The organism is Microtetraspora glauca (assembly GCF_040656155.1).
Classification (GTDB): domain Bacteria; phylum Actinomycetota; class Actinomycetes; order Streptosporangiales; family Streptosporangiaceae; genus Microtetraspora; species Microtetraspora glauca.
This window is the reverse complement of the sequence record NZ_JBFALK010000012.1, coordinates 159,309-182,235: the sequence shown is the minus strand read 5'-3', so window position 1 is coordinate 182,235 and position 22,927 is coordinate 159,309. Positions and strand designations below refer to the sequence as shown.

Here is a 22,927-nt window from a genome sequence, read left to right as displayed (position 1 = left end):
GCACCTGGGCTTGCGGCCAGGCTATGCATTCCTGCAAGTGAAATACGGAAGGGCCCGGAGGTCTTCCGGGCCCGGACCCTGAGATCCCGCATTACGCCCCGAGGGCGTCGGCAATCCTTCCATTGGCGATCTCCTGTTGGCCGTCGAGGCACTTGGCGTAGACGCGCAGGAGGACGTCAACGCTGTGCCCCGCCCGTTCGGCCACGTCGGGAGCCGAGACGCCTGCGTTGAGCCAGAGTGAGACGGCCGCGTGCCGGAGGTCGTACGGCCGACGAGCGAGAGGAGAGGCGACCTGAGCAGGAGTGAAGGCGAGCTTTCGGGCTTCCTGCCAGACCTCCGTGTAGGCCGTCGAGGCGACCACCCCACCGCGTTCGCTTCGGAAGATCCGGCCGTCCGAGCCGACTCCGAACTCTGCGATGTGTTGCCGAAGGATCTTGACCAGGGTTGGCGGGATGGGCACCGGCCGCACGTCGTCACGGCCCCGATGCTTGAGGCCGCGTTCTTCGTGGGCGTCGCCCGTGTCCGTCCACTGCGTATTGACCTCAGGGCGGGACACGTCGATGAGGAGGCGCCCCCAGCCGCTTGCCGGAAGGTGGCAATCACCCTTCCGCAGGGCGACGGCCTCACCGGGGCGAAGCGCCGCGTAGTACATGCAGGCGAACAACGCCATGAGTCGTCGGCCACGTCCCCGCCTGCCGACGTATGTCACCGCGGTTAGGAGCTCTTGAGCCTGCCGAGCATTGACCGCCACGCGAGGGTCTACCGTCTCCGTCGTCTTGGGCGGCTTCCACTTGATCCGGTGCAGTGGATTTGCCGAAAGCTCCTCCAGCTCGACCGCGTACTCGAAGAGCGCGTGCAGCACGGCCCGCTTGCGCCTGATTGTGTTAGCACTGGCCGCCTTGCCATCCAGCCGAAGCGCGATGGCGTCGAGCGCCAACCGTACGGTTCTTGTCTCGGCGAGGTCGGTCAGGTCGAGCGAGGCACCTTCGAGCCAGCGAATCGCCCGCGTCGCGTCCGGGGGAGCGACAGAACGCTTGCTCTGAGGCAGGAGGGCGTACTTGCGCAGCGCCGTCCGCAGCGACTCTGCGTCAGGACGGCCGGGACGTTCTTTCACCAGTGCAGGGAGCGCCGTGGCGAGCGCGTCAGAGATGCTGTCCCGGGTCTTGGCCGCAGCATGGGGCCACTTCATCTCGATATAGGCCCGGACGAAGTCGAAGACCGTCCGGGCACTCTTGGCCTGGAGCATGGACAGGGGGAGACCCGTCTCCATATCGAACGGCTCGCCGCGCTTGGCCGCCTGCCGGAGGTCGGACAGAAGGTTCTCAGCGAGGGCCTTGGTTCGCAGCGTCTTCGACCTCGGCCGACCGCCCACCTTCCAACGCACCACATAGGACGGGGTCTTGCTCGACTCGTTTCGGGTGATCGCCCAGAGCTTCACGTCATAGGAGGTGTTCACGCCGCCTCCCGGAGGGTCTCCAGCCAGACCATGAGCTCGCTACGCCATAGGCGGAGCTCGCCGTTAGGCAGCTTGATGCAGTTTGGTGCGTGGCCGAGTTCGCGCCACCGGTAGAAGGTCCGGCGGGAGACGCCGCCGAGTTGTTCGAGGATCTCGGGCACAGTAAGAAGCTGGTCGTTGCGCATCATCAGGCACCACTCCCGATCGGCGTCGAGGGTGAGAACGGCCTCCCGGTGAGGGTGGCGGCGAGGAGGGCGTCACCGGCGGAGAGCCCCTGTCCGGCGTACTCCCAGTGGGCGAGGACGAGAACGGTGTCTTCCTCGAAGAGGGGGAGCCGTCCCGTGGTGATCTGCTCGTCGCGCATGTGGTCGGCCCGTGCGGCGCGTAGCGCGCCGAGCGTGGTGGAGTAGCGGCGGGATTTGGTGGAGAAGTGGCCGCGAAAGCCGAGCATGTGCGCCCACTGGATCAGCCGCAGGTCGGCCAGCTCCTCCAGCGAGCCGAGCCGGAGGCATTCGGCGATCAGCCGCCGAGCGTGCTCACGCACTGGCAGAGCCGCCAGGTCGTCGAGGAGCTGAACGCGACGGTCCAGAGTGCCGACGCATTCGGCGGCCTTGGTGGCGTACTTGGCGATGTAGGCGGCAACGGCCTGTTCGGTGAGTTCGCCGCTCATGGTGATCTGCCGGACGTCGAGCTGATCACCCCACCGCAAGATCCGCGACGGTTCCCCAGCCACGGCCGGAATGGTCACGGTGACGGCGGAGGCGGCGTGCTGTACGGCGTCGGCCAGGGCGTCGGCGATCGCCCATGCCGGAGGCGGCGAGGTGGGTCCGTCGGGGCCGTCGAGGCGGATCACGGCGTGGAAGTGGACAACGCCACGGCGCTGGTATTCGGCGACCTTGGCGAAGGAGATGACGAGGCGTTCTCGCAGCTCCTTGAGCGTGAGGCCGGAGGTTCGGGCGAAGCGCCGGCGAAGTGCTTCGGTGAAGCGCCGCCACAGTTCGGGGGCGGTTGCGTTGAACAGCACCGACCCGGCGTAGTCGTAGCAGTCCGGGCACAGCGGTTCACCGAGGCATGTTTCGTCGGCCCCGTGCCGGGCGGTGCAGGACATGACCACGCCGTGCGGGCACGTCTCAGCGTTGCGCCTGGCGTGACACGGAAGGACCTTGCCGTTCTTCTCCGTCCTGGTGTGGACGACGCCGAAGGAGGGAGCGGTGAGGGTGACGAACAGGCACGGGTGAGCGGTCACCGTCTCGGGGACGCCTTTCCCGCCCACGAGGCCCGCGCGGACGAGTTGGTAGGTGTCGGCCCGGTAGGTCTCGGCGCAGGACGGGCAGCGCGAGGCGCGGCGGGTCTTGCACGCGACCCGCAGGACGCCGTTCGGTTCGAGGTGGGTGCTGTAGCGGTGGAGCAGTTCGCCGGTGGCGCGGTCGATGTGTTCGACTTTGCCGCGCAGGTGGACGGGCTGTCGGCAGCCGCCGGTCTTCCTGATCTGGGATGCCCAGCGGGCGTATTGCGGGTCGTGGAGCCGGGCGATGAGTCCGGCTTTGGCGTGGGTGGTTGGCATGATGGGGCTGTCCCTTCCGGGCTTCGCGGTTCGGATGTGGGATGGCCCCCGACGTGACGGACTTCTTGGCGGTTGTGCGGTCACGCCGGGGGCGCCGAGGCTCAGCAGAAGCCGAGGCCCTCGCAGTGCGGGCAGGTCTCGCCGTGGCTGTCGACGCCGGTTCCTCCGCAGTGGCAGCACTGCCAGCGCTTCGGCGTGAGGTCGACGGGCCGGGCGTCCTCCTGGTCGGGAGTCACGTGATCCACCTCGTTCCGGTGCGGTTGGGGGCGGTGTCGATGAACACGCGCCAGGAGTACGGGCGTCGGCGGCGGTAGATCGGCGAGATGGAGCCGACCGGGAGGATCGTGCGGATCTTGTTGATGGTGTAGGCGAGTTCGGCGTGGGTGCCGTCGATGCGGATTCGCATGATCGGGTTTCTCCTTTCGTGGTCAGGCGGCGGGTGCCGGGTCGGTGGTCGAGTTGATGGGGTCGGGCTGGACGCAGCCGAAGTAGCTGCTTTCGGCCGCATAGCGGGCGCGGGCGCCGGCGAGAACGGCGGCCGCCTCGAAGCGGACCGGGCCGAAGTCGAGGCCGGTCTTGTAGTGGCCGAACGGCAGGTCGTCCGGATCGATCTCAGTTCCGAGGAGTTCGGCGATGTGGTCGATCTCCGCGCGTATCTCGGCGTCGCTCCCCCGCTTGGGGAAGCAGCGGATCGAGATCGGGAAGTCGGGGGCAGGGATGGCGGGGGTGGCCTCCAGGAAATCGGCCAGGGCGCGCAGACCAGCGACGATGGCCATTCGGTCGATGGTGGACATGGCGATTAGTCCTTTCAGAGGGCGTCGGGTGCGGTCCGCAGGGTGCGGAGCAGGTCTGAGGCGAGTTGGTTGGACACGCCCAGGCGGGCGCGGAGCAGGTCACGAGTGATCGGCTTGCCGTGTTTCGAGTGGTGTTCGTCGGCCACCCGCCGGGCGTAGTCGACGAGCGCCGGGGAGGGTCCCGGAACTTCGTCCTCGTCGGTGGGGACGAGAGCCGGGATGGAGGACGAGGCCTCGCCCGATGAGGACGGCCCGCCATCGGTCGAGGACGGAGAGGCCGACACCGAGACGAGCCCGTGACGGTTGAGGACGGCGCCGGACGGTTGGACGGTGAGAGGGCAACGGACGCGGACGGCGAGGCGCTGATCGGCGAGGACGCCGGGACGTCGGCTGTGGACGGGACCGGGGACGGCTCCAGACGAGGGCCGGAGGCCCGCCGCTCCAGCATCGACACCGCGACCAGGAACGCCCCGGCAGGGGTCGCGGCGGTAAGCCACCCCCACACGGTCGGCTCGGCCTGGTGCAGGTTGGCGGCAAGGGACAGGACGATTCCGGCGACGAGGACGAGCGTCGGCCACGACACCCAACCCCGTCGGGCGCGTCCGGTCTTCTTGTCCCGCTGGCGTTCCCGAGCGGCCATGACACAGGTGAGGTCGACGCAGACCGCCACGGCCCAGGTCATCCAGCCGCTCTGTCCGCTGGCGGCGGCGGTGTCGCGGATGTGGGTGAAGCTGCCGGCCCCGGCGATGGCGGCCAGGACGATGACCGGTCCGGAGTCGGCTAGCCGTAGCGCCAGGCGGGACACGGTCATGCTCATGCTGTTCACTCCCTTCGCATGCGGTAGGTGGTCAGGCGGCGAGTTCGGGGCTGCCGTTGGCGGGCAGTTCGTGGCCGAGGCCGGAGGCGGCGACCTGTGACCACGAGGGCGTCACGGCGGTGAAGGTCTCGGCGGCCTGCTCCGCCGCCGAGGTGGAGACGTAGCCGGAGCGGGCGCGGTACCAGCGGCCATCGCTCCCGGTGATGACGGCGACGCCAGGCAGTTCCGGCGGAATCGACCGGGCGGCAACCAGCGCGTCGGGGTCGAGGTCCCCGAGCGTCATCACCGCGGTCTCCGGATCGTTCACGCGGTGGCAGACCCGGCCGCCGATCTGCGCCCGCAGCGCGGTCACGCCAGGGCCGAGGTCGGAGCCGATGCGCTGGCCCGACAGGACGAGATGGATGCCGAACGCCCGCCCGAGCTGGGCGATCCGCAAAAGCGCCGTAGCCGTCTGGGTGACCTGATCTTTCTCGGCCCTGTCGGCGGTCAGGAACAGCTCGGCCACCTCGTCGACCAGGAGCACGACCGGGATCGGCCGCGCGCCGTCGGGGAGCTGCCAGATGTCACGCCCCCCGTACCGGCGGCAGGCCAGCATCCGAGCGCCCATGACCGCGATCAGATCGGCCAGCAACTCCAGACACTCCCCGCGCGTCGTGGCAAGTGCCGTCAACCGGTGCGCGTACGGGGACAGCTCCACCCCGCCCTTGAGGTCGAACCCGACCAGAGCGACCGGTTGCGGCGCCAGGCCGACGATGAGCGCGTTGATCAGGTTGGACTTGCCGGACTGTGTTGCCCCGGCGTTCATCCAGTGCGGGATCAGCCGCAGATCCATCCGCCAGGCCGCTCCGGTCTCCAGCACCCCGACCACCGGCCGTAGCAGGTCTTCGGCTCGCCAGCCGTCTGCCGGTTCAGCGGGAGACATGGCCGGGGCGACGTGCGCTAAAGGGTCTCGGTTGATCCCCTGTAACGTCACCCGGCCCGGACGCGAGGCGACCACGCGGACCGCTTCGATCCGCCAGGCGTGCGCCAGACGGTCGCAGACCTTGGCGTAGTCGTCCGGGACCTGCCCATCCAGCAGGTGGAAGGTGATGCGGAAGCCGTGCCGTACCGGGCGGGGCAGGCCCATCCACGGCTTGGTGTCGACCGCGACCCGCTGGAAGCGCCGCTTGACCCGGACGACGCCGGTCGAGGCGACCAGGCCCGGAACGGTGGTGAACCACCAGCGGTGCCGCTTCTTCGTCAGGCCGCAGCCGGAAGCGACGTGCCGCCAGGACCAGCGCAGCCAGACCGCTTTGCGCGGGAAGACCAGCAGATACCAGTACGAGACCGGCGCCCACCGCCGCCAGGCCAGCAGGACGACCAGGGCGGCGACGGCGAGCAGGATCGGCCGGGGGATGTCGGGCATCAGTTCACCCCCGCACCAGCCGCGACGGGGGTGAAGGACTGGGCGCGGTAGGAGATGCCCCACCGGCCCGCCTGCTCCCAGACGTAGCCGACCAGGCCGACCGGGATCACCTCGTCCCCCGCCGAGACCTGCGGCTCCGGGGTGGCGCTGACCTTGACGAGCTCCATCCGGCCGAACTCGTCCTCGATCAACAGCGTGACCTCATACATGACGTTGCCGTCGCGGTCCCGCTTGACCTCTCCGGTCTCCTTGCTCACCAGGCGCGGCCGGGCGCCCTTGGCGACGGAGACCGACAGTCGGGTGACGTCGACGGGGATCGGGATGTTGCGCATGATCGTTTTCCTTTGATCAGAGTGAGACTACTTGGAGTACATGGAACGCTTGGAATTCTAAGTTGTCAAGGAGTGCTTCGAGGACTTGGTTGGTTTCTTTACCTGGGTGTGCTCAACTGGAGGGCGGAGACGAGGAGAGCACCGATGGTGGAGAAGACCGGCCGACCGGCCTACTTGCAGATCGTTGACGAGCTGCGCGCCCAGATCCGCGCCGGCTCACTGCCGCCGGGTACGGCACTGCCGTCCATCGCGCAGCTCTGCGAGCGGTTCGAGGTCTCGGCCAGCGTGGTCAAGTCCGCGATCAGCGTCCTGCGCACCGAGGGACTCGTGGTGGGCCAGCAAGGCAAGGGCGTGTTCGTCCGCGAAGCCCCGGCATCGGCCCCCGAGCCTGAGCCGTCCGGCATCAACGCCGAGGTCCTGGACCAGCTCACGCAGATGCGCGCATCGGTCAAGGAGTTGGGGGATCGGCTTGCCGCTCTGGAATCGGCGGTGTTCCCAACGCGGAAGTGATCTCCGCGACCCGGCAGGCCAACTCCTCCAGCTCCGCCCGCATTTCGGCCAGCTCTTGAATGATGCGCCGCTCGTCCGCATTCACGCTCGTCTCTCCTCGCTCACCCCTGGCGACTTTCGCCCTTTCGGGATGGCTCAAGTTCACCGCGAGCTGCGGGTTTCCGGTATCACGCCGATCTAGTTAAGATTTTTCAGTCCGTCTCAACGGGCATTTACACGAGCGTTTTCACATGCACGACCGCACACCGCGCACCACCACCCCAAGCGTGAAGGCGAAGGTATGCAATGAAGACGACCCAGCGACCCGGCTGGACCCCTTCCCGCCTGCGGGAACACCGCGAAGCACACGGCCTCACCCTCGAAGCCGCGGGCGAGCGACTCCGCCAAGCGGCCAGCCGCCACGGCCTTGCCGTACCGGCGGCGAACTTCCAAACCCTGTGGGGGCATGAGCAGGGAACCATCTTCCCCGGCCCGCACTATCGACGCGCGTACTGTCTGCTTTATCAGGCAACGGAGCCCGAACTAGGATTTCGCCCCCCTCTGCCCAGTGAATCACAGAAAGCGGAAATTGTGATTTCCGAATTACCCGCGCCCACGGACCCCGCAACCGACAATGCCGCCGCCCAGGTCATCGAAGAAGCGTTCACCAAAGTCTCCGTCGGCGGCATCGAGCTGGGAGACACCCCACAGGCTCTCCTGCGCGCCCGCGTGGTCGACGCCTGGCGTAGGCGCCACGGCGGAGGCAGCCCCAAACCGATCCTTGTCCTCGTCGGCGGGTACGCCGGATCGGGCAAGACCGAGTTCTCCCGCTTCCTGTCCGACATCACTGGGTGGGCGTTCCTGGACAAGGACTCGCTGACCCGCTTCATCGTCGAACGGCTGCTGATCTCTCTCGGCGGTGACCCCCATGACCGGCATACGGACCTGTATCTGAAGGAAGTGCGCCCGCTGGAGTACCGGTGCCTGATGGAGACCGCGTGGGACAACCTCAACGTCGGCACGTCAACCATCCTGTCCGCGCCGTTCATCGCGGAACTGAACGATGAGGCGTGGTTCGCCCGACTGGAGAACCGGTGCGCCGCCAAGGGCATCGATGTTGCCGCGATCTGGGTCCGCTGCGACACCGACTCGATGCGCGAGTACATCGAGTTCCGCGCCGCCGCCCGCGACGCCTGGAAGCTGAGCAACTGGGACCAGTACGCCACAGGGCTCAAGGTCGAGACCAGCCCGCCCACGGCACACGTCACCGTCGACAACCGGCTCGGCGCGGCCATCAGCCTCGCCGACCAGACCCGCGAAGCGCTCAAGCGGATCCTGTCGTGACCGTGCGCGGCATCGTGCTGTACGGCCCGCCTGCCAGCGGAAAGAGCACCATCACCGCCGCACTCGCCGACATCGACCCGCGGTTCACCTTGCTCCGTAAGCTCAAGGTCGGCACCGGCCGCGCCGATGAGTACGACGTCGTCACCGGCGATCACCTGGACGAGCTGCGCGAGGCTGGGCGGTTGTTGGTCGAGACCCGCCGGTACGGCAACGTCTACGCCGTCGACGCGTGCACGGTCGAGGCCATGGCCGAGGCTGGTCAGATCCCGATTGTCCACGTGGGCAGCATCGCCGACCTTCACCAGCTCACCGACAGTGGCGGCGACTGGTTGAAGGTACGACTCTGGGTCCCCCGCGAGGTGTGCGAGCAGCGTTCCCGGGGCCGTGGTGATCCCGACACCGGCAAGCGCCTCCAGTCGTGGGACGAGGCCCAAGCCGACTTCGACGCCCATGCCGAGACGGCGACGTTCGATCTGGCGGTTTTCACCGAGGATGCCGAGGCCGTAGCGGTGGCGAGGGAGATAGCCGGCGCTTTCGTCGCTCTGTCCGCTGAGGGGGAGGGGGCGGGTTCGGTCGGTCATCGGATATGACCGAGCAGGATGTTCGTCCACAGCCGCCGGGCGGGGATGGAGCGGAGCCATTCGCTCTCGCTGACTACGATGCCGTCGGCGGCACGGTAGTGGCGGCGGGTGAAGAGTAGGCCCCCGGCCTGGCACAGCTCATAGACGATGTCCTGGCATTCGCAGGTGTGCTCAAGCACCCGGATCCGGCTCGCTCGCGGGCGGCACTCCTGCCACGGGAGCTTCTCCCACCCGGCTTTCGGGTGTGCGGGATGGATGCCGTGGTACTCGACGGTCAGGCCGCCTGCTGCCATACCGTGATCACCTTCTCATGGGGGCGTCTGGGGTGGTGGCCCCCGCAGAGGGGCACTCGGGGGCGTGTGGCTCTGCGGGGGCGGCGCCCGCCGACGGGTTGGGGGAAGGCCGGCGTCGGCGGGCGCGGTTGAGCGGTGGCCTCCTCACCCACCCCCAGTGCGCATGGAGGCCACCTGTCCAACGGCCCCGAGCAGCGGAGCGTCCAGCTCCTCGGGCCACATCTCAAGCTCTTGCGGACGCCACAGCGGCAGCCGAAGCAATCCCGGCGCCACCAGGTTCAAGCCGCTGAGCAACGCGGCGATTTCCTCTGCCGTACGTGGCACGACCGGCGCGTTGGCATCCCGATAGAGCTCGCCCGCCTCGGCTATGTCGGGACGCCGCTCAGCGTGGGAGATAACTAGGTAGGAGCCAGGCGCCATCGCCGCGCGTAGTTCGCCGATGATTTGGCGCGGATCGTCAGTGTCGGTGATGAAGTGCAGTACGGCCGCCAGCAGGACCGCGACCGGCTTGGACCAGTCGATCAGGTCGAGCACGTCATGATGTCCGACGATGTTGGACGGCTTACGTAGATCGGCGTCTGCCACCCTCGTATTGGCGTTGGTCGCCAGCAGCGCCCGCGCGTGCACGAGCACCATCGGGTCATTGTCGACGTAGACGACCCGAGCGTCCGGGTTGATCTGTTGGGCGACCTCATGCACGTTGCGCTGGGTTGGCAGGCCAGACCCGATGTCGACGAACTGAGTGATCCCGGCCTCACCAGCGAGGAACCGCACCGTCCGGACGAGGAACTCCCGGTTCAGCCGCGCGAAGGTCCGTGCCTGTGGGACGAGCCGCACGACCTTCTCCGCCATGGCGCGGTCCGCGGCGAAGTTCTCCTTGCCGCCGAGAAGGTAGTCATACGTCCGGGCGACATTCGGTGTGGAGGCATCGATGAGTGATCCGTCTGGCATGACGTCCTCCTGTCTGGGGGGACCTCATCATAGGCAGATAAAGATATGGCGCGCTATAGCGTGCCGTCCATCGCCATGGCATGTGATGATCTCCTACGTTCAGCGGCATGGTCGAACTCAAGTCGAATCAGCCCAGATGGAGGCAGGTTTTCGAGATCATCCGCGATCGGATCCACTCCGGGCAGTACAAGCCAGGCGAGCGCATCCCCTCGATCGTCGATCTCATCGAGGAGTTCGGCATAGCCAACGCCACCGCGCAGAAGGTCATGCGCGCACTCCGGCAAGCCGAGCTGATCCACACCGAGCCCGGCATGGGCTCCTTCGTCAAGGCTCCCGAAGAACAGACTGCAGGCGACTGACCAGATGACTCGTTAGGCGCTGGGGCCAACAGTTGTCTGGTCCCACCACATGCTTGACGATCCGTCCCAGCACATGCACGACAGCCGGCCTTGGTGCTCAGTCGTCCTGGTTACAGTCGGTGGCACCTGAGCGGCCGTGGGCGCACTCACATGCCGATGAGCGGACGTTTCAAGGTGTGGGCACATCGCGTTAGAGCTCGAACACGGTGTTGGGGTCATCCATGGCGCGCCTCAGTTCGCCGAGGTTGCCGATCATGGCGAGAGGCGATGTGCGTGCCATTTCGACGATTCCCCCGACGACGGTCTGCATCGCTGCGATGTCGCCAGATTCAAACGCCCGGTCAAGGCCGTCGAACAGTCGCTTGTTCGCCTCGCGCCGCTCTTCGAAGATGAGGTCGAAGTAGTCCCGCAGAGCTCTCTCAGAGGCCTTGATCCGCTTGACTTCAGTCTCCCGGTACGCTCTGAGTTTTTCGCGCTTCGTGCTTTCCGTTTCGTGGATCTGGATCGATTCGAGCGTAGCGTTGACGAGTTGGTTGAGTGCGTTGAACACGTCTGCCGGGCTGAGCCTTCTTGCCGCCCCGGCCACGGCCTGGGTTGCCTTCACAGGCAGGGCGGTGCCCTTGGTCAAGCTTTTCGGATCAGGCATTCGGTGTCTCCTTGGGCGCGTCGCGGTAGTTGAAGATGAGTTGCTCGGTGTTCGGGTCGAGGTTGCCGTCTTCGTCACCGATGGGTGTTGTGGCTACCTCCCGCACCGACTTGGCCAGGAGCAGAGCCGCTTGGACACGTTCGCCGTGAGCGTCGATGTCGAAAGGTTCGGATTCGAGCAGGTCGAGGGCATTCGTTGCCTGTGAAACCAGCCGATTGAGGGTGCCGTCCAGTTCATGCGCTCGTTTCCGCACTCCACGGAGGAGTTGGTCGTGAACATCGAGTTGCGCTATGAGGACGTCGACTGCTGCCCGGCAGTTGTCAGCCTCAGTTCGTGCCTTGGTTCCTCGAGTCTTCACCGTGAGGCCTGCGATGAGGACGACGGGGCCAGCGACTGCGGCCCTGCGGACCTTCGCTCCGAGCGCCATCCCACCGCCGCCAGAAGCGAGGCTTCCGCCGCCGAGGACTGCGAGCCGTGCACTCTCTGCCGCGGCTCCGTGCAGCTCCAAGATCGGCGTCCCGGTGCTGGCCTTTGCCAGCCGGGTTACGGCCTCACGGAGGAACACCGAAGTTGCGCCGCCAGCTAAGGCTGAGCCGACGACGCCTCGGATCCAACCCGCGACATCCGGATCGAGCTTCGCCACCCCTACGACTTGGGCGGTGTTTGAGTAGTCGACTCCGTCGAGGATGGGGTACTCATCCACTCGAACCTGCTTGGCATGGCGCACGAAGAAGTCTCGCATCCGGAAGATGACGTCGCGCCGGGCTCGTTCCCGCGTTCGGCCGAATGACTGCACCGCTGCGTTCGCCTCGTCGAGATTCGCGAGGTAAGTGGTGCGGCGATCCTCTAAACGTGTCATGTGATGTTGGGTCTGCGTTTCAGCACGCATGATCTGCACGCCGCCGACGGCGCCCGCCACCACGCCGACGCCTCCCGTGATACTGCTGCCGATGAAGACGGCGAGCGGGACACGCGGCAAGGCCATCGTCAGCACCTCCTGAAGGGACTACAAGGCGGTGCACAAGTCCCGCGTTTCGTTTCGCACGCGAATGGTATCGCCACGGTCAATCTTGGCCGCTGGGTTGAGCGCTTCGCCCTGTGCGACACCCAGCCGGCGGCTTACCGCTTCCGGACAGCGGTTGCGCCGTCGCGGTGACGCCTGAGGCTGAGCTCTCACGTCAAGCCGTCGACAGCCGTCATCAGAAACGCCCGCAATTGCCGCGATGTGCGCCCTTGTCGCGGACCGTGAGGGCCTCCGCAACGCCTCTTGAGGATCATGTCGGGCACCAGATGGGACGCAAGTGCCAAGCATCAGCACGGGACACGACACGCTGGGGCCAACAGTGCCGGATGAGAACTTTCTCTACGTCTTCAAGGGCGGTCCGCCTTCGCGGCCCGCCGCGCGTTGGGCGGACGCTGGCCGCGCTGCGGCTCTTCGGCCGGTCGCGGCCTGCGCCGCCCACGCGGACATCACCGAAACATCGCCTACGACCGGGAGAAACAGGTGCGGACAGTCTGGACAACATTCCGTAATTCCTGCCGCGCCGCTTCCGTTGCTCGGGCCTGGCGGCCCTGCGCTACGGGTCGGCTTGCCACCGAATGACCCGGATGGCGCGCCGTAAGCATACGGCGGATGGGCCAGCTACCTGGCACTGGACGCAGCAACTTGTGCGGTATGCCGTGCCATTTCAGCGTTCTCGAAGGCCTCGCCGGGTTACGCGCCCAGGGATAACGAATCAGGATAGGTGCGGCTCTCTTAGAGGCACAGTGATCTTTCCTGTTTTACCTGGGATTTCGTAACGGCACGAGTAATCACTGATAACCCTGCTTATCAGTGATTTATCGTCAATATCACTTGGCAAGGTCTACGGTCGAGACAGTTGTGACACTGGCTTCCGCGAGAGGCCAGGGCGTCACCGCGACCACACTTCCTTGTCGGCCACACTGTGCAGGCCGCGCCACTTCCCCGGAGGAATGCAGTGCCTGACGTCAGATTCACCGCTCTCGCCCTCGCCGTAGCCGTGACCTTCGGGGTGGTCGGTTACCTCCTGGCCCGGACTCGGGCCACCGCTGCCGCGAGCGAGCGGACGGCGGCTCAGAAGGTCGCGGAGGAGCAGAGCCAGGAGGCTCGCAAGCAGGCCAGCGAGCTCCGCGTCGAACGCGACCAGGCTCGCGAGCGTTCGGAGCAGATGGAGAAGGCCAACAGCGATCTCGCCGCAGGGCGCCGGTCTCTCGATGAGCAGCTGGGCAAGCTCACCACTGAGCTCGCGACCACCCGCACCAACCTGCAGAGCAAGGAGGCCGAGGTCGCGCGGCTGCGGGTGTTAGTGGAGGCGGGCGGCGCAGACGTTGAGGAGACCAAGCGCAGGCTCCACGACACTGAGCGCGCAGTGTCAGCGCTGCAGGCCACCGAGCTGCAGCTGCGCGAGCGGATCCACCAGCTGGATGTGCAACTCGGCCAGCTGACCTCCCAGAATCAGGCGCTGCGCGAGCAGGCTGCGGCGCTCGAAGCCGAACGCAAGCAGGCGGACGAGGTGGCGGCGGAGAACCAGCGGCTCTACCGGGAGTCGGTGGAGGCCGCGTGCAAGGAGATGCTCGCCAAGTCCAACGAAGCCCTCGTGAGCACCGCGAGCGACACCCTGTCGGAGCTGAGCAAGCCGGTGGTCGACGGCCTAGCCCAGATGGCGGAACGTCTGAAGGAGGCAGAGATCCGGCGCGCGTCTACCGACGCCTCCCTCAGTCAGGAGATCAAGGGCTTGGCCGAGGAGAGCCTGCGCAGCCGCGAGCAGACCCGCAGCCTCGTGCAGGCGCTGAAGCGTCCGGAGACCCGCGGACGGTGGGGCGAGATCCAGCTGCGCCGGGCTGTCGAGCTCTCGGGGATGCTGGAGCACGTCGACTTCAGCGAGCAGGTCCCCATCCTCGACGAGGATGCGGCTCAGCGCCCCGACATGATCGTCCATCTTCCGGGCGGTAAGAAGGTGATCCTCGACGCGAAGGTGTCGCTGGACGCGTTCATTTCGGCGACCGAGGCGACGGATGAGACCGTCGCGGCCAAGCACTGGGAAGACCACGCCAAGCAGCTACGCAAGCACGTCGACGTCCTGGCCGGCAAGGAGTACTACCGGAAGGTCGCCGACTCTCCCGAGTATGTGCTGATGTTCGTGCCGGCTGAGGCGATCCTCGTCGCGGCACTGGAGAAGGACCCGGGCATGCTCGACTACGCCGCTGATAAGCAGATACTGATCGTCAGCCCGATGTCCCTGATCGCCAGCCTGCGGTCCACCGCGTTCGGCTGGAAGCAGGAACGGCTGCACGAGAACCTGCGCCAGGTCCTGGACCTCGGTATGGAGATCTACGAACGCCTGTCGCTCATGGGCGGGCACATGGAGAAGCTCGGCGGCGCGATCGACCGGACCGTCAAGGCCTACAACGAGACCGTCGGGTCCATGGAGAGCCGGCTCTTCGTCACCGCCGCGAAGTTCAAGGAACTGAAGATCGTCGAGGCTGATCTCAAGCGCCCACAGTCCCGGACCACCACCGCACGGCCCTTGACCCGCCCCGAGCTGCTGGAATCTGCGGCTGCCGACCGTAAGGTCCGGCCGATCGCCGAAGCGCAGGAATTGGAAGAAAGCGCCTGATAGCGGGGGTTATCAAGCGAACGGATGGTTGATTTCGATCTGCTCGCCTAGGTTGGGCGTAGACGTGAGAGAGGAGGTGCTGACGATGCGGAACCCATGGAACGGCGCAACGCTGATCTCGATGTCCGAGATCGCAGAGCTGGCCAAGGTCCAGCGACCCGTTGTCAGCACCTGGCGTCGCAGATACCCCAAATTCCCCAAACCTGCCTCCGGTGACCACACGCACCCGCTCTTTGATGCTACTGAGATCGCCGACTGGCTGGTGGAAACCGGCCGAGCCAAGCGCCGGGACATCGACGGAGATCTTCGCCTGCACACCCTCGGTCGGCTCTCCGGCCAGCTACCGCCACGAGCTCTTATGGCAGCCCTGACCTCATTGATCGCGCTGCGGCATTGCACCGATGACGAGCTCGACGACGGTGAGCCGGGCGCTCTAGGCAGACTTCAGGAGCAGGCTTCAGAGCACGACCCCGCCGATGAGCTGCTGCGGTCGGAGGTCGAGGCGATCCGTGCGTCTTGGTTGCCGACGGTGGTCGACGAACTGGTCGAAGCCGCCTACGGCACGGCCGGTGCATACGAAAAAGTCATGGACATCAGGGAGCGCCTCGGCGCGGCCGGCCTGGCCGCCGACCGTCTCGACCCGCTCCTGGTCCGCCTCATCGCCAAGCTTGCCGCCGCCGTGGCCCGCGCCGACCGGTACGGCACCGCGAAGATCGCAGACCCGTACGCGGGCACCGGGGACCTGCTACTCGAGGTCTCTCGGCTCCGCGACGACCAGCCGATGCACCTCACCGCCTGCTGCACCGACCCCTACCTAGCACGGCTCACCCGGCGTCGTCTCTCCGTCCATGACCTGCATGAAGGAGACTTCTCAGTACGGACGACGCCGGGATCAAGCCTGCAACAAGCCGACGTCATCGTCGCCCAGCTGCCCTACCGTTCCGGTGAGGAGCGCAGCGTCAACGACACCTTCGAGCTCATGAGCGACCTGTCGGCGGACCTGCGGCAAGGGGCGACTGCCATCATCGTCGCGCCGGGCGACACCACCGCCGCGTTGGACCCGACCAGCCGGGCCGGCCGACTCCGCAGCGACCTCATCAAGGACGCGACCAAAGCGATCATCCGGCTGCCCGGCGGGCTTGTCCCGTTCCGGCCCGGCTATGAGGTCGCACTCTGGGTGCTGAATGCCTACTACGGGGACGATCTGAAAGGCAACCTGCTCGTCGCCGACATCTCCGATCAGCCGCCCACCGAGGGCATAGTCGATGCCCTCGCCACCGACATCCTCACCTGGCGCGAGCCGGACTACGACCCCGACGCGCACCGCCTGTCCTACGCGGTGCAGCTACCGATCGCGGCGGTCGTCCGGTCCTCCCGGACCCTCACCCCGCGCTACCTGAACCTGACCGAAGACCCCGTCGACCCGTACGAACAGGTCGCCCGCTCCCTCGACATCGAGCGGGTGCTCCAGGAAGCACGGCCCAGCCGGGCCCTGGACCTGCACATCGAGACCAGCGGCGCCCGATCCCGGCCCCGCACCGAAACCCTCGGCCAGCTGACCAAGGGCGCACGGGACAAGGCCAACCTTCTGTCGATGCGCAGAGGGACCCGGGTCGATGCCGCGCTGATCCGCCGACAGCCGGGCCGCGCGCACTCCTATTCGCTGATCGGCCCGCAGGAGGCCTGCGGCCGGTCGCGTCTCGGGTCCCGGGTCGTGGACCGGCTGGAGTTCGAGCGGCGCTACCCCAAGGCGCGGCGCAGCCTCCCGGGCGACGTGGTGATCACCACCATCCCCGAACCGGGCGTGATCGTCGACCATGACGGCTACTCCGTGATCGAGTTCCCCGCCCGGGTGCTCCGGATCAGCGAACTCGGCCGGGAGCATTTCACCTCGCGGGTCCTCGCCGCACTGCTGTCCCGCTCCAGCCGGGCCGCCGGGGCGATCCGCCCCGTACAGCGGCTGGAAGAACTGTGGCTGCCGCTGCTGTCCCCGGCCGACCTGCACCGGCTCGACCGGCTACTCGTCGAGCTCGACGAACGCCGCCGGCTGGCCCGTACCGAACTCAACGCTCTCGCCGAACTCGGCCAGATCGCCGCGACCGGACTCACCGACGGAACCCTGACCCTCGCCGACCACGTCACCCGAGACTGAGGAGCACGATGCCGCCCCGCAAGAAGCCGGCCGCCAGCCAAGAAGCTCTGCCCGGCACCACCACGATGGCGGACCTGAAGGAGATCCTCTGGAAGGCCGCCGACAAGCTGCGCGGCTCCATGGACGCCGCTGAATACAAGGACTTTGTCCTCAGCCTCGTCTTCCTCAAGTACACCTCCGACGCTTGGGAGGAACGCCGCCGCCTCCTGCACGCCGACCTCATCGCCGACGGCGTCCCAGAGTCCCGGATCGAATCGTTCCTGCACGACAAGGACGAGTACGAACGGGAGGGCGTCTTCTGGGTGCCGGCCGATGCACAGTGGCTCGAGCTCAAGGCCAACGCGAAGCCCAACCCGGGCGAGATCACCATCGGCGAGCGCATCGATAACGCGATGGACGCGGTCATGAAGGAGAACCCAGCGCTTACCGGCGTCCTCCCGAAGATCTTCAACCGCAAGGAGGTGGACCAGCGGAGGCTCGGCGAGCTCATCGACCTGATCAGCGACGCCCGGTTCACCGGTCACGAAGGCAGGACCGCCGCCGACGTGCTCGGCGAGGTGTACGAGTACTTCCTGGAAAAGTTCGCCCGCGCCGAGGGCAAGCGAGGTGGCGAGTTCTACACGCCCTCCAGCATCGTCCGCCTCATGGTCGAGATCCTCGAGCCCTATAAGGGCCGGGTGTACGACCCGTGCTGTGGTTCCGGAGGCATGTTCGTCCAGGCCGAAAAATTCATCCTCAACCACCGGGGCCGCCGCGACGACATCGCCGTCTACGGCCAGGAGTCGAACCAGCGCACCTGGCGGCTCGGCAAGATGAACACCGCGATCCACGGGCTGTCCGCCGACCTCGGCAACGGCTGGGCGGACACGTTCTACGAGGACAAGCACCCCGATCTGAAAGCCGACTTCATCCTTGCCAACCCGCCGTTCAACATGTCGGACTGGCACCGCAACACCGAAGACCCCCGCTGGCGCTTCGGCACCCCGCCAGCCGGTAACGCCAACTTCGCCTGGATGCAGCACATCGTCTCCAAGCTCGGAGTCCGCGGCACCGCAGGCGTCGTCATGGCTAACGGCTCCATGGCCTCCAAGCAATCCGGCGAAGGCGAAATCCGTACCGAACTGATCAACGCGGACCTGGTCAGCTGCATGGTCGCCCTGCCCCCACAGCTCTTTCGCACCACAGGGATTCCTGCCTGCCTCTGGTTCTTCGCCAAGGACAAAACCTCACGCGGCGGCTACACCGATCGGCAGGGTCAGGTCCTGTTCATCGACGCGCGCAACATGGGCACCATGCTCGACCGCACCGAGCGGGTCCTCACCGACGACGACATCAGCAAGATCACAGACATCTACCGCGCCTGGCGCGGCACCAAGAGCGCCCGCGATGGCGACCTCACCTACACCAATGAGCCTGGCTTCTGCTACTCCGCCACCCGCGAAGAACTCGCCACCCACGGCGACATCCTCACCCCCGGCCGCTACGTCGGCGCCACCGAAACCGACACCACCGACGACGAACTCCTCACCGAAAAAATCGACCGCCTAACCAAAGAACTCCTCGGCCACTTCGGCGAGTCCACACGCCTCGAGCAAGTCATCCGTGCACAGCTGGAGCGAATCGATGTCTGACCGCACAGTTACCTTCTCCGGGTTGGAGAACGAAAACCTGCTGGAGCTCGGCGCTGGGCGGCCACGCTCTGCACTTTCGGATCTATATCCTTCACTTCCTATCCTGCGTGTCGCAGAAGTTCTGGACGGCAGGATTGAATCATCGGTCCAGGACTACGCGCCAGATGCCTATCGGATGGCAATGGGGCCAAAGGTCTCCAGGCCGGGCGACGTCGTCCTCACCACTAAGGGCACCGTAGGGCGAGTTACTCTGATGCCACCCGAGGGACCGGTCTTCGCCTACAGCCCCCAACTGTGCTATTTTCGCCCAACCGCTAATGGCCCACTGAAACCGCGGTACCTCTACTACTGGTTCAAGAGCACTGAGTTCTGGAACCAGGCTGATGCCCTCAAGGGGCAGACTGACATGGCTGACTACCTCAGCCTGTCGGATATTCAGTCGCTCAAGATAAGGATCCCGCCCCTTGATCAGCAAGCTGGCGTAATCGACGTTCTCGGATCCCTTGACGACAAGATCTCGATGAATGATCGTTTGTCGACAACGAGCAAAGAGCTCATCCGATCGCTATATGCGCAAGCACTCCTCCGAGGCACCCCGGAAGAACTTCCATTGTTCGAGGCAGTCGACATCGCCTTTGGCGCTCCTTTTGCATCTTCGGGCTTCAATAGTGCGGGAGAAGGACGTCCGCTGATCCGCATCCGTGATCTGAAAACCTTCATGCCTCAGACGTGGACGACACAGCGGCTGGAAGGCAAGGAAACGGTAATCGCTCCCGGCGAGGTAGTTGCGGGGATGGACGCAGAGTTCAGACCCACCTATTGGCTTGGAGAGGAGGGAGTGATGAATCAACGGGTCTTGAGAGCTCGCTCGCGAGTCGGCGGGGGAGATGCACTGGCGCATGAAGCCTTGCTTAGGCCGTTGGCTCTCGTCGAGAGTTACAAGACAGGCACGACAGTCGCCCATCTCAATAAGAGTGATCTAGCCACTCTCAGCGTCATTATTCCTCAGGGAAACGAAATCGCTGCATTTGAGGCGGTATCGCAACCGCTCCATCGCCGGATTGTCGTGTGCGCTCAAGAATCTAGAAGGTTGGCTGAGCTACGCGACACATTGTTGCCGAAGCTGATGTCGGGAGAGGTCAAGGTGCGGGATGCGGTGAAGGTTGTGGAGGGGGTCGTATGAGCGGGTATAGCGAAGCGGATCTGGAGTACGACGTTCTCGAGATTCTCGGGGAGCTCGGGTGGGATCCGAAGGAGGGGAAGCAGATCGCTCCCGGGTCGGGTGAGCGGGAGTCCTGGGATGAGGCGATCATTCCGGGGCGGCTGCGGGAGGCGGTGGCGCGGATCAATCCTGGGCTGCCGGCGAAGGCCGTGGATGAGGTCGTCCAGCTGGTACTGACGGCCGAGTCGCAGGATCTGCGGAACGAGAACTTCCGATTACACGAGTTCCTGACCAAGGGGATCCGGGACATCGCCTATACCGACGAGTACGGCGCCGAGCAGAACCCGACGGTGCACCTCATCAATCGAGCGGATCCATACGACAACGATTTCCTCGCGGTGCGGCAGGTCACCGTGGTCAACGCAGCGAACAAGGACATCAAGTCCCGGTTCGACGTGGTGCTCTACCTCAACGGTCTGCCGGTCGGCGTGGTCGAGTTGAAGAAGCCTGGCGACCCGCACGCGACCTCGGAGATCGCCAAGAACCAGCTGGATTCCTATACCAAGGATGCATGGCGTGCGTTCCGCAGCAACGTGATCTGTCTGGTATCCGACGGGATCGAGGCGCGCTACGGCACTGCCTTCACCTCGTGGAACCACTATGCGCCCTGGAAGGTCAACGACAGCGGCCGGCCTGTCGCGGACGTGAACTCCGGCTGGGAGAACTCCGAGCTGGTCCTCTCTCTCTTCGGCCTCTTCGACGCCGCACGGTTCATCGAGCTGCTCGATGGCTATGTGGGCTTCTCCCGCTCGGACAACGGCCTGATGAAGCTGGTCGCCAAGCCGCACCAGTACTTCGCGGTAAAGCGCGCAGTCAGCAAGACGATCGAGGCGGTCCGCAGCAACGGCAAAGCCGGCGTGGTGTGGCACACCCAGGGGTCCGGCAAGTCGCTGGAAATGGAGCTGTACTCCGGGCAGGTGCTGCGGCACAAGTCGCTCGGCAACCCGACGATCGTGGTGATCACCGACCGGACCGACCTGGACGACCAGCTGTTCCAAGGCTTCAACGCCAGCGAGCTGCTACCGGAGAAGCCGGTGCCGGTGACCAGCCGGAACCACCTGCGGACCGAGCTCACCAACCGGCGCACCGGCGGGATCTACTTCACGACCCTGCAGAAGTTCGGCCGGACCAAGGCCGAGAAGGACTCCGGTACCGCGCACCCGCTGCTGTCGGACCGGCGCAACATCATCGTGATCGTCGATGAGGCACACCGCAGCCACTACGACGACCTCAACGGCTACGCGCGGCACCTCCGGGACGCGCTCCCGTACGCGACGATGATCGCCTTCACGGGAACCCCGATCCGTACCGCAGAGAAGGACACCACAGCGGTGTTCGGCGAGCTCATCGACACCTACGACCTGACCCGCGCGGTCGAGGACGGCGCAACGGTCCCGGTTTTCTATGAAAGCCGCCTGATCCCCGTACACCTGCCCGACGGCCTCACCGCTGAGGAACTGGACGAGCAGGTCGACCAGGCGACCGAGGGGCTTGACGACAACGAGCGCAAGCAGGTCGAGCAGGCAACGGCAGTGATGACCAGCGTGTACGGGGCGCCGGCGCGTCTTGAGAAGCTGGCCGCCGACATCGTCGGCCACTGGGAGGCCCGGTCCGAGTCGATGAAGCAGTTCATCGACGCCAAGGGCAAAGCGATGATCGTGTGCGGCACCCGGGAGATCTGCGCCGCACTGTACGGGCAAATTATCGCCATAAGGCCGGACTGGCGCTCAGATAGCGTGACCGAAGGCAAGATCAAGGTCATCTACAGCAGCAGCCCCTCCGACCCGCCAGAGCTGACCGCGCACCGGCTCCGTCCGTCGGAGCAGAAGACCGTCCAGAGGCGGATGAAGAACGCCGACGACGACCTCGAGATCATCATCGTGAAGGACATGCTGCTGACCGGGTTCGACGCCCCTCCGCTGCACACCCTCTACCTCGACCGTTCGATGCGCGGCGCGCAGCTCATGCAGACCCTCGCCCGGGTGAACCGCACGTACCTCAACAAGCAGGACGGTCTGATGGTGGGGTACGCCCCGCTCCACGACAACCTGCTGGAGGCGCTCGCCGAATACAGCGCCGACGACCAGAGCGACGCCAAGAGCAAGCCGATGGGCCAGGATCTGCTGGACGAGCAGCACGGCGCGATTGCCAAGGTCCGTGACATCCTTGACGTGCTCGGCAACACCCATCTGCACGGCTACCCCTGGCGCGAAGGTCTTGCGGCGAACTCGCCGAAGGCTTGGCGTGACACCGTGCGAGGTGCCGCGGCCTTCCTGCGCGACCCCAAGCACGCCGGTAACCAGGTCGACCTTGAGGCCGAGAAGCGAGAGCCCACACTGAAGGAGCGGTTCGCCGCTGAGAGCGCCCGGCTCTTCAGGTTCTATGGTCTGTGTGGCAATACGGGGCTGCTCAACGACGTGAAGGACGACATCGTCTTCTTCAAGGAAGTCCGGACCGTGATGGCCAAGTTCGACGCCGCCGAGCGGGTCGCCGAGGGCCGCCCGATCCCCGCTGACGTAGAGCTGTTCCTCAAGCAGCTCACGGCCGGCGCAATCGAGGCCGACGCGGTCACCGACCTGTTCGCCGAGGCCGGGCTGACCCGTCCAGACTTATCGGACTTGGATGAGGAGTACCTCAAGCGGATGCAGGCGGCCCACCAGCCCGTGCTGGCCATCGAGGCCCTGCGCCGGCTGGTCCAGCAGGAGATGCGCAAGGTCACCAAGCACAACATCGTCCGGCAGCAGTCCTTCTCTGACCGCCTCATCGACTTGATGCGCAAGTACACCAACCAGAATTTGAGCGCCGCCGAGATCATCGCAAAGCTGATCGAGATGGCCAAGGAGGTCTCCGCCGACGCCAGGCGAGGCGAGCAGTTCAACCCGGCGCTGAACAACGACGAACTCGCCTTCTTCGACGCCGTAGCGGCTAAGGACACCGTGAAGGCGCTCATGGGCGACGGCGATGCCTCCATCGGGGAGCAGAAACTCGCAGCGATCGCCCGCGATCTCGTCGTGGCTGTCAGGAAGAATCTCTCGACCGACTGGGCCGCCCGAGACGATGTTCAGGCCAAGCTTCGCTCTATCATCAAGCGGCTACTCGCCAAGCACGGCTACCCGCCGGAAGAAGAGAAGGAGGCCATCGACAAGGTCATCCAGCAGCTGGAGACCTTCGCCGACGAATGGTCCCCAGTCACAGGCCAGCGATGATTCGGCCCACCCATTCGGCCGCCGTCGGTCGCATGGCCTCAAGAAGC

General features: G+C 65.8%; 22 protein-coding genes and 1 pseudogene. 9 read left to right on the top strand and 14 right to left on the bottom strand.

All coding sequences use genetic code 11. The features are described from left to right. Positions 1-91: 91 nt before the first annotated feature. From AB0I59_RS22445 to AB0I59_RS22400, 10 genes and pseudogenes are all read right to left on the bottom strand, one after another. Positions 92-1,456, bottom strand: coding sequence for a tyrosine-type recombinase/integrase (locus AB0I59_RS22445; protein ID WP_358135658.1), 1,365 nt, complete (start codon positions 1,454-1,456; stop codon positions 92-94). Then, positions 1,453-1,644: a helix-turn-helix transcriptional regulator gene (locus tag AB0I59_RS22440; protein WP_358135655.1), complete on the bottom strand. Its 192-nt coding sequence runs from the start codon at positions 1,642-1,644 to the stop codon at positions 1,453-1,455. Before AB0I59_RS22440 ends, AB0I59_RS22445 begins: the two co-directional genes overlap by 4 nt. Continuing rightward, a complete protein-coding gene (locus AB0I59_RS22435) occupies positions 1,644-3,020 on the bottom strand; it encodes a replication initiator (protein ID WP_358135653.1) in 1,377 nt (458 codons plus the stop codon). Before AB0I59_RS22435 ends, AB0I59_RS22440 begins: the two co-directional genes overlap by 1 nt. 101 nt (positions 3,021-3,121) lie before the next feature. Beyond that, on the bottom strand, positions 3,122-3,256 hold the full coding sequence (locus AB0I59_RS22430) for a hypothetical protein (protein WP_358135650.1): 135 nt from the start codon (positions 3,254-3,256) through the stop codon (positions 3,122-3,124). Next, positions 3,253-3,426: a hypothetical protein gene (locus tag AB0I59_RS22425; RefSeq protein ID WP_358135647.1), complete on the bottom strand. Its 174-nt coding sequence runs from the start codon at positions 3,424-3,426 to the stop codon at positions 3,253-3,255. The genes AB0I59_RS22430 and AB0I59_RS22425 overlap by 4 nt, the downstream gene beginning before the upstream one ends. A gap of 22 nt (positions 3,427-3,448) precedes the next feature. Further along, positions 3,449-3,814, bottom strand: a complete 366-nt coding sequence (locus AB0I59_RS22420) for a hypothetical protein (RefSeq protein ID WP_358135644.1) — start codon at positions 3,812-3,814, stop codon at positions 3,449-3,451. A gap of 14 nt (positions 3,815-3,828) precedes the next feature. Next, positions 3,829-4,098, bottom strand: a complete 270-nt coding sequence (locus AB0I59_RS22415; RefSeq protein ID WP_358135641.1) for a hypothetical protein — start codon at positions 4,096-4,098, stop codon at positions 3,829-3,831. A 206-nt stretch (positions 4,099-4,304) separates the two neighbouring features. Next, positions 4,305-4,625: pseudogene (locus tag AB0I59_RS22410) on the bottom strand (DUF2637 domain-containing protein); the annotation flags it as partial. 37 nt (positions 4,626-4,662) lie between these two features. After that, entirely contained in the window at positions 4,663-6,036 is a 1,374-nt protein-coding gene (locus tag AB0I59_RS22405) for an FtsK/SpoIIIE domain-containing protein (RefSeq protein ID WP_358135638.1), read from the bottom strand. Beyond that, complete coding sequence (locus AB0I59_RS22400; RefSeq protein ID WP_358135634.1) at positions 6,036-6,368, bottom strand: SCO3933 family regulatory protein; 333 nt, start codon at positions 6,366-6,368, stop codon at positions 6,036-6,038. The genes AB0I59_RS22405 and AB0I59_RS22400 overlap by 1 nt, the downstream gene beginning before the upstream one ends. A 144-nt stretch (positions 6,369-6,512) precedes the next feature. Between AB0I59_RS22400 and AB0I59_RS22395 the strand changes: the two genes are divergently transcribed. The 3 genes from AB0I59_RS22395 to AB0I59_RS22385 all read left to right on the top strand — a co-directional run bounded on the left by AB0I59_RS22395 (position 6,513) and on the right by AB0I59_RS22385 (position 8,791). Beyond that, positions 6,513-6,878, top strand: a complete 366-nt coding sequence (locus AB0I59_RS22395) for a winged helix-turn-helix domain-containing protein (protein WP_358135631.1) — start codon at positions 6,513-6,515, stop codon at positions 6,876-6,878. Positions 6,879-7,163: 285 nt separating this feature from the next. Beyond that, positions 7,164-8,201 carry a P-loop nucleotide/nucleoside kinase family protein gene (locus AB0I59_RS22390; RefSeq protein WP_358135629.1) on the top strand — a complete coding sequence of 346 codons (1,038 nt, stop codon included), beginning with the start codon at positions 7,164-7,166 and terminating at the stop codon, positions 8,199-8,201. Continuing rightward, positions 8,198-8,791 carry a phosphotransferase-like protein gene (locus AB0I59_RS22385; RefSeq protein WP_358135626.1) on the top strand — a complete coding sequence of 198 codons (594 nt, stop codon included), beginning with the start codon at positions 8,198-8,200 and terminating at the stop codon, positions 8,789-8,791. Before AB0I59_RS22390 ends, AB0I59_RS22385 begins: the two co-directional genes overlap by 4 nt. On the opposite strand, the gene AB0I59_RS22380 is transcribed toward AB0I59_RS22385, so the two are convergent. Together AB0I59_RS22380 and AB0I59_RS22375 are read right to left on the bottom strand one after the other, a co-directional pair. After that, complete coding sequence (locus tag AB0I59_RS22380) at positions 8,779-9,075, bottom strand: hypothetical protein (RefSeq protein WP_358135623.1); 297 nt, start codon at positions 9,073-9,075, stop codon at positions 8,779-8,781. The two genes, AB0I59_RS22385 and AB0I59_RS22380, sit on opposite strands and share 13 nt — an antisense overlap. Before the next feature lie 144 nt (positions 9,076-9,219). Continuing rightward, positions 9,220-10,026 carry an SAM-dependent methyltransferase gene (locus AB0I59_RS22375; protein ID WP_358135620.1) on the bottom strand — a complete coding sequence of 269 codons (807 nt, stop codon included), beginning with the start codon at positions 10,024-10,026 and terminating at the stop codon, positions 9,220-9,222. A gap of 107 nt (positions 10,027-10,133) precedes the next feature. Here AB0I59_RS22375 and AB0I59_RS22370 point away from each other — a divergent pair, with 107 nt between their 5' ends. Then, positions 10,134-10,385 (top strand): GntR family transcriptional regulator, encoded by a 252-nt coding sequence (locus AB0I59_RS22370; RefSeq protein WP_358135617.1) that lies wholly within the window; start codon positions 10,134-10,136, stop codon positions 10,383-10,385. A gap of 190 nt (positions 10,386-10,575) precedes the next feature. Here the strand turns inward: AB0I59_RS22370 and AB0I59_RS22365 are convergent, their stop codons facing one another. Both AB0I59_RS22365 and AB0I59_RS22360 read right to left on the bottom strand, forming a co-directional pair. Continuing rightward, a complete protein-coding gene (locus tag AB0I59_RS22365) occupies positions 10,576-11,031 on the bottom strand; it encodes a hypothetical protein (protein WP_358135614.1) in 456 nt (151 codons plus the stop codon). Then, positions 11,024-12,016: a hypothetical protein gene (locus tag AB0I59_RS22360; RefSeq protein WP_358135612.1), complete on the bottom strand. Its 993-nt coding sequence runs from the start codon at positions 12,014-12,016 to the stop codon at positions 11,024-11,026. Before AB0I59_RS22360 ends, AB0I59_RS22365 begins: the two co-directional genes overlap by 8 nt. Positions 12,017-13,052: 1,036 nt before the next feature. Between AB0I59_RS22360 and AB0I59_RS22355 the strand changes: the two genes are divergently transcribed. The 5 genes from AB0I59_RS22355 to AB0I59_RS22335 all read left to right on the top strand — a co-directional run bounded on the left by AB0I59_RS22355 (position 13,053) and on the right by AB0I59_RS22335 (position 22,880). Further along, positions 13,053-14,669 (top strand): DNA recombination protein RmuC, encoded by a 1,617-nt coding sequence (locus AB0I59_RS22355; protein WP_358135609.1) that lies wholly within the window; start codon positions 13,053-13,055, stop codon positions 14,667-14,669. A gap of 121 nt (positions 14,670-14,790) precedes the next feature. Next, positions 14,791-16,821, top strand: coding sequence for an N-6 DNA methylase family protein (locus tag AB0I59_RS22350; protein ID WP_358135606.1), 2,031 nt, complete (start codon positions 14,791-14,793; stop codon positions 16,819-16,821). Between the two features lie 8 nt (positions 16,822-16,829). Next, complete coding sequence (locus AB0I59_RS22345; protein WP_358135604.1) at positions 16,830-18,452, top strand: type I restriction-modification system subunit M; 1,623 nt, start codon at positions 16,830-16,832, stop codon at positions 18,450-18,452. Then, positions 18,445-19,635, top strand: coding sequence for a restriction endonuclease subunit S (locus AB0I59_RS22340; RefSeq protein ID WP_358135601.1), 1,191 nt, complete (start codon positions 18,445-18,447; stop codon positions 19,633-19,635). The genes AB0I59_RS22345 and AB0I59_RS22340 overlap by 8 nt, the downstream gene beginning before the upstream one ends. Continuing rightward, positions 19,632-22,880: a type I restriction endonuclease subunit R gene (locus AB0I59_RS22335; protein ID WP_358135598.1), complete on the top strand. Its 3,249-nt coding sequence runs from the start codon at positions 19,632-19,634 to the stop codon at positions 22,878-22,880. The genes AB0I59_RS22340 and AB0I59_RS22335 overlap by 4 nt, the downstream gene beginning before the upstream one ends. The last annotated feature ends 47 nt before the right edge of the window (positions 22,881-22,927 follow it).

Coding starts and splice junctions, on each gene's coding strand:
- AB0I59_RS22335 (WP_358135598.1), top strand. CDS start 19,632: ATGAGCGGGTATAGCGAAGCGGATCTGGAGTACGACGTTCTCGAGATT.
- AB0I59_RS22365 (WP_358135614.1), bottom strand. CDS start 11,031: ATGCCTGATCCGAAAAGCTTGACCAAGGGCACCGCCCTGCCTGTGAAG.
- AB0I59_RS22440 (WP_358135655.1), bottom strand. CDS start 1,644: ATGATGCGCAACGACCAGCTTCTTACTGTGCCCGAGATCCTCGAACAA.
- AB0I59_RS22345 (WP_358135604.1), top strand. CDS start 16,830: ATGCCGCCCCGCAAGAAGCCGGCCGCCAGCCAAGAAGCTCTGCCCGGC.
- AB0I59_RS22380 (WP_358135623.1), bottom strand. CDS start 9,075: ATGGCAGCAGGCGGCCTGACCGTCGAGTACCACGGCATCCATCCCGCA.
- AB0I59_RS22400 (WP_358135634.1), bottom strand. CDS start 6,368: ATGCGCAACATCCCGATCCCCGTCGACGTCACCCGACTGTCGGTCTCC.
- AB0I59_RS22425 (WP_358135647.1), bottom strand. CDS start 3,426: ATGCGAATCCGCATCGACGGCACCCACGCCGAACTCGCCTACACCATC.
- AB0I59_RS22395 (WP_358135631.1), top strand. CDS start 6,513: ATGGTGGAGAAGACCGGCCGACCGGCCTACTTGCAGATCGTTGACGAG.
- AB0I59_RS22375 (WP_358135620.1), bottom strand. CDS start 10,026: ATGCCAGACGGATCACTCATCGATGCCTCCACACCGAATGTCGCCCGG.
- AB0I59_RS22340 (WP_358135601.1), top strand. CDS start 18,445: ATGTCTGACCGCACAGTTACCTTCTCCGGGTTGGAGAACGAAAACCTG.
- AB0I59_RS22370 (WP_358135617.1), top strand. CDS start 10,134: ATGGTCGAACTCAAGTCGAATCAGCCCAGATGGAGGCAGGTTTTCGAG.
- AB0I59_RS22435 (WP_358135653.1), bottom strand. CDS start 3,020: ATGCCAACCACCCACGCCAAAGCCGGACTCATCGCCCGGCTCCACGAC.
- AB0I59_RS22390 (WP_358135629.1), top strand. CDS start 7,164: ATGAAGACGACCCAGCGACCCGGCTGGACCCCTTCCCGCCTGCGGGAA.
- AB0I59_RS22350 (WP_358135606.1), top strand. CDS start 14,791: ATGTCCGAGATCGCAGAGCTGGCCAAGGTCCAGCGACCCGTTGTCAGC.
- AB0I59_RS22405 (WP_358135638.1), bottom strand. CDS start 6,036: ATGCCCGACATCCCCCGGCCGATCCTGCTCGCCGTCGCCGCCCTGGTC.
- AB0I59_RS22360 (WP_358135612.1), bottom strand. CDS start 12,016: ATGGCCTTGCCGCGTGTCCCGCTCGCCGTCTTCATCGGCAGCAGTATC.
- AB0I59_RS22420 (WP_358135644.1), bottom strand. CDS start 3,814: ATGTCCACCATCGACCGAATGGCCATCGTCGCTGGTCTGCGCGCCCTG.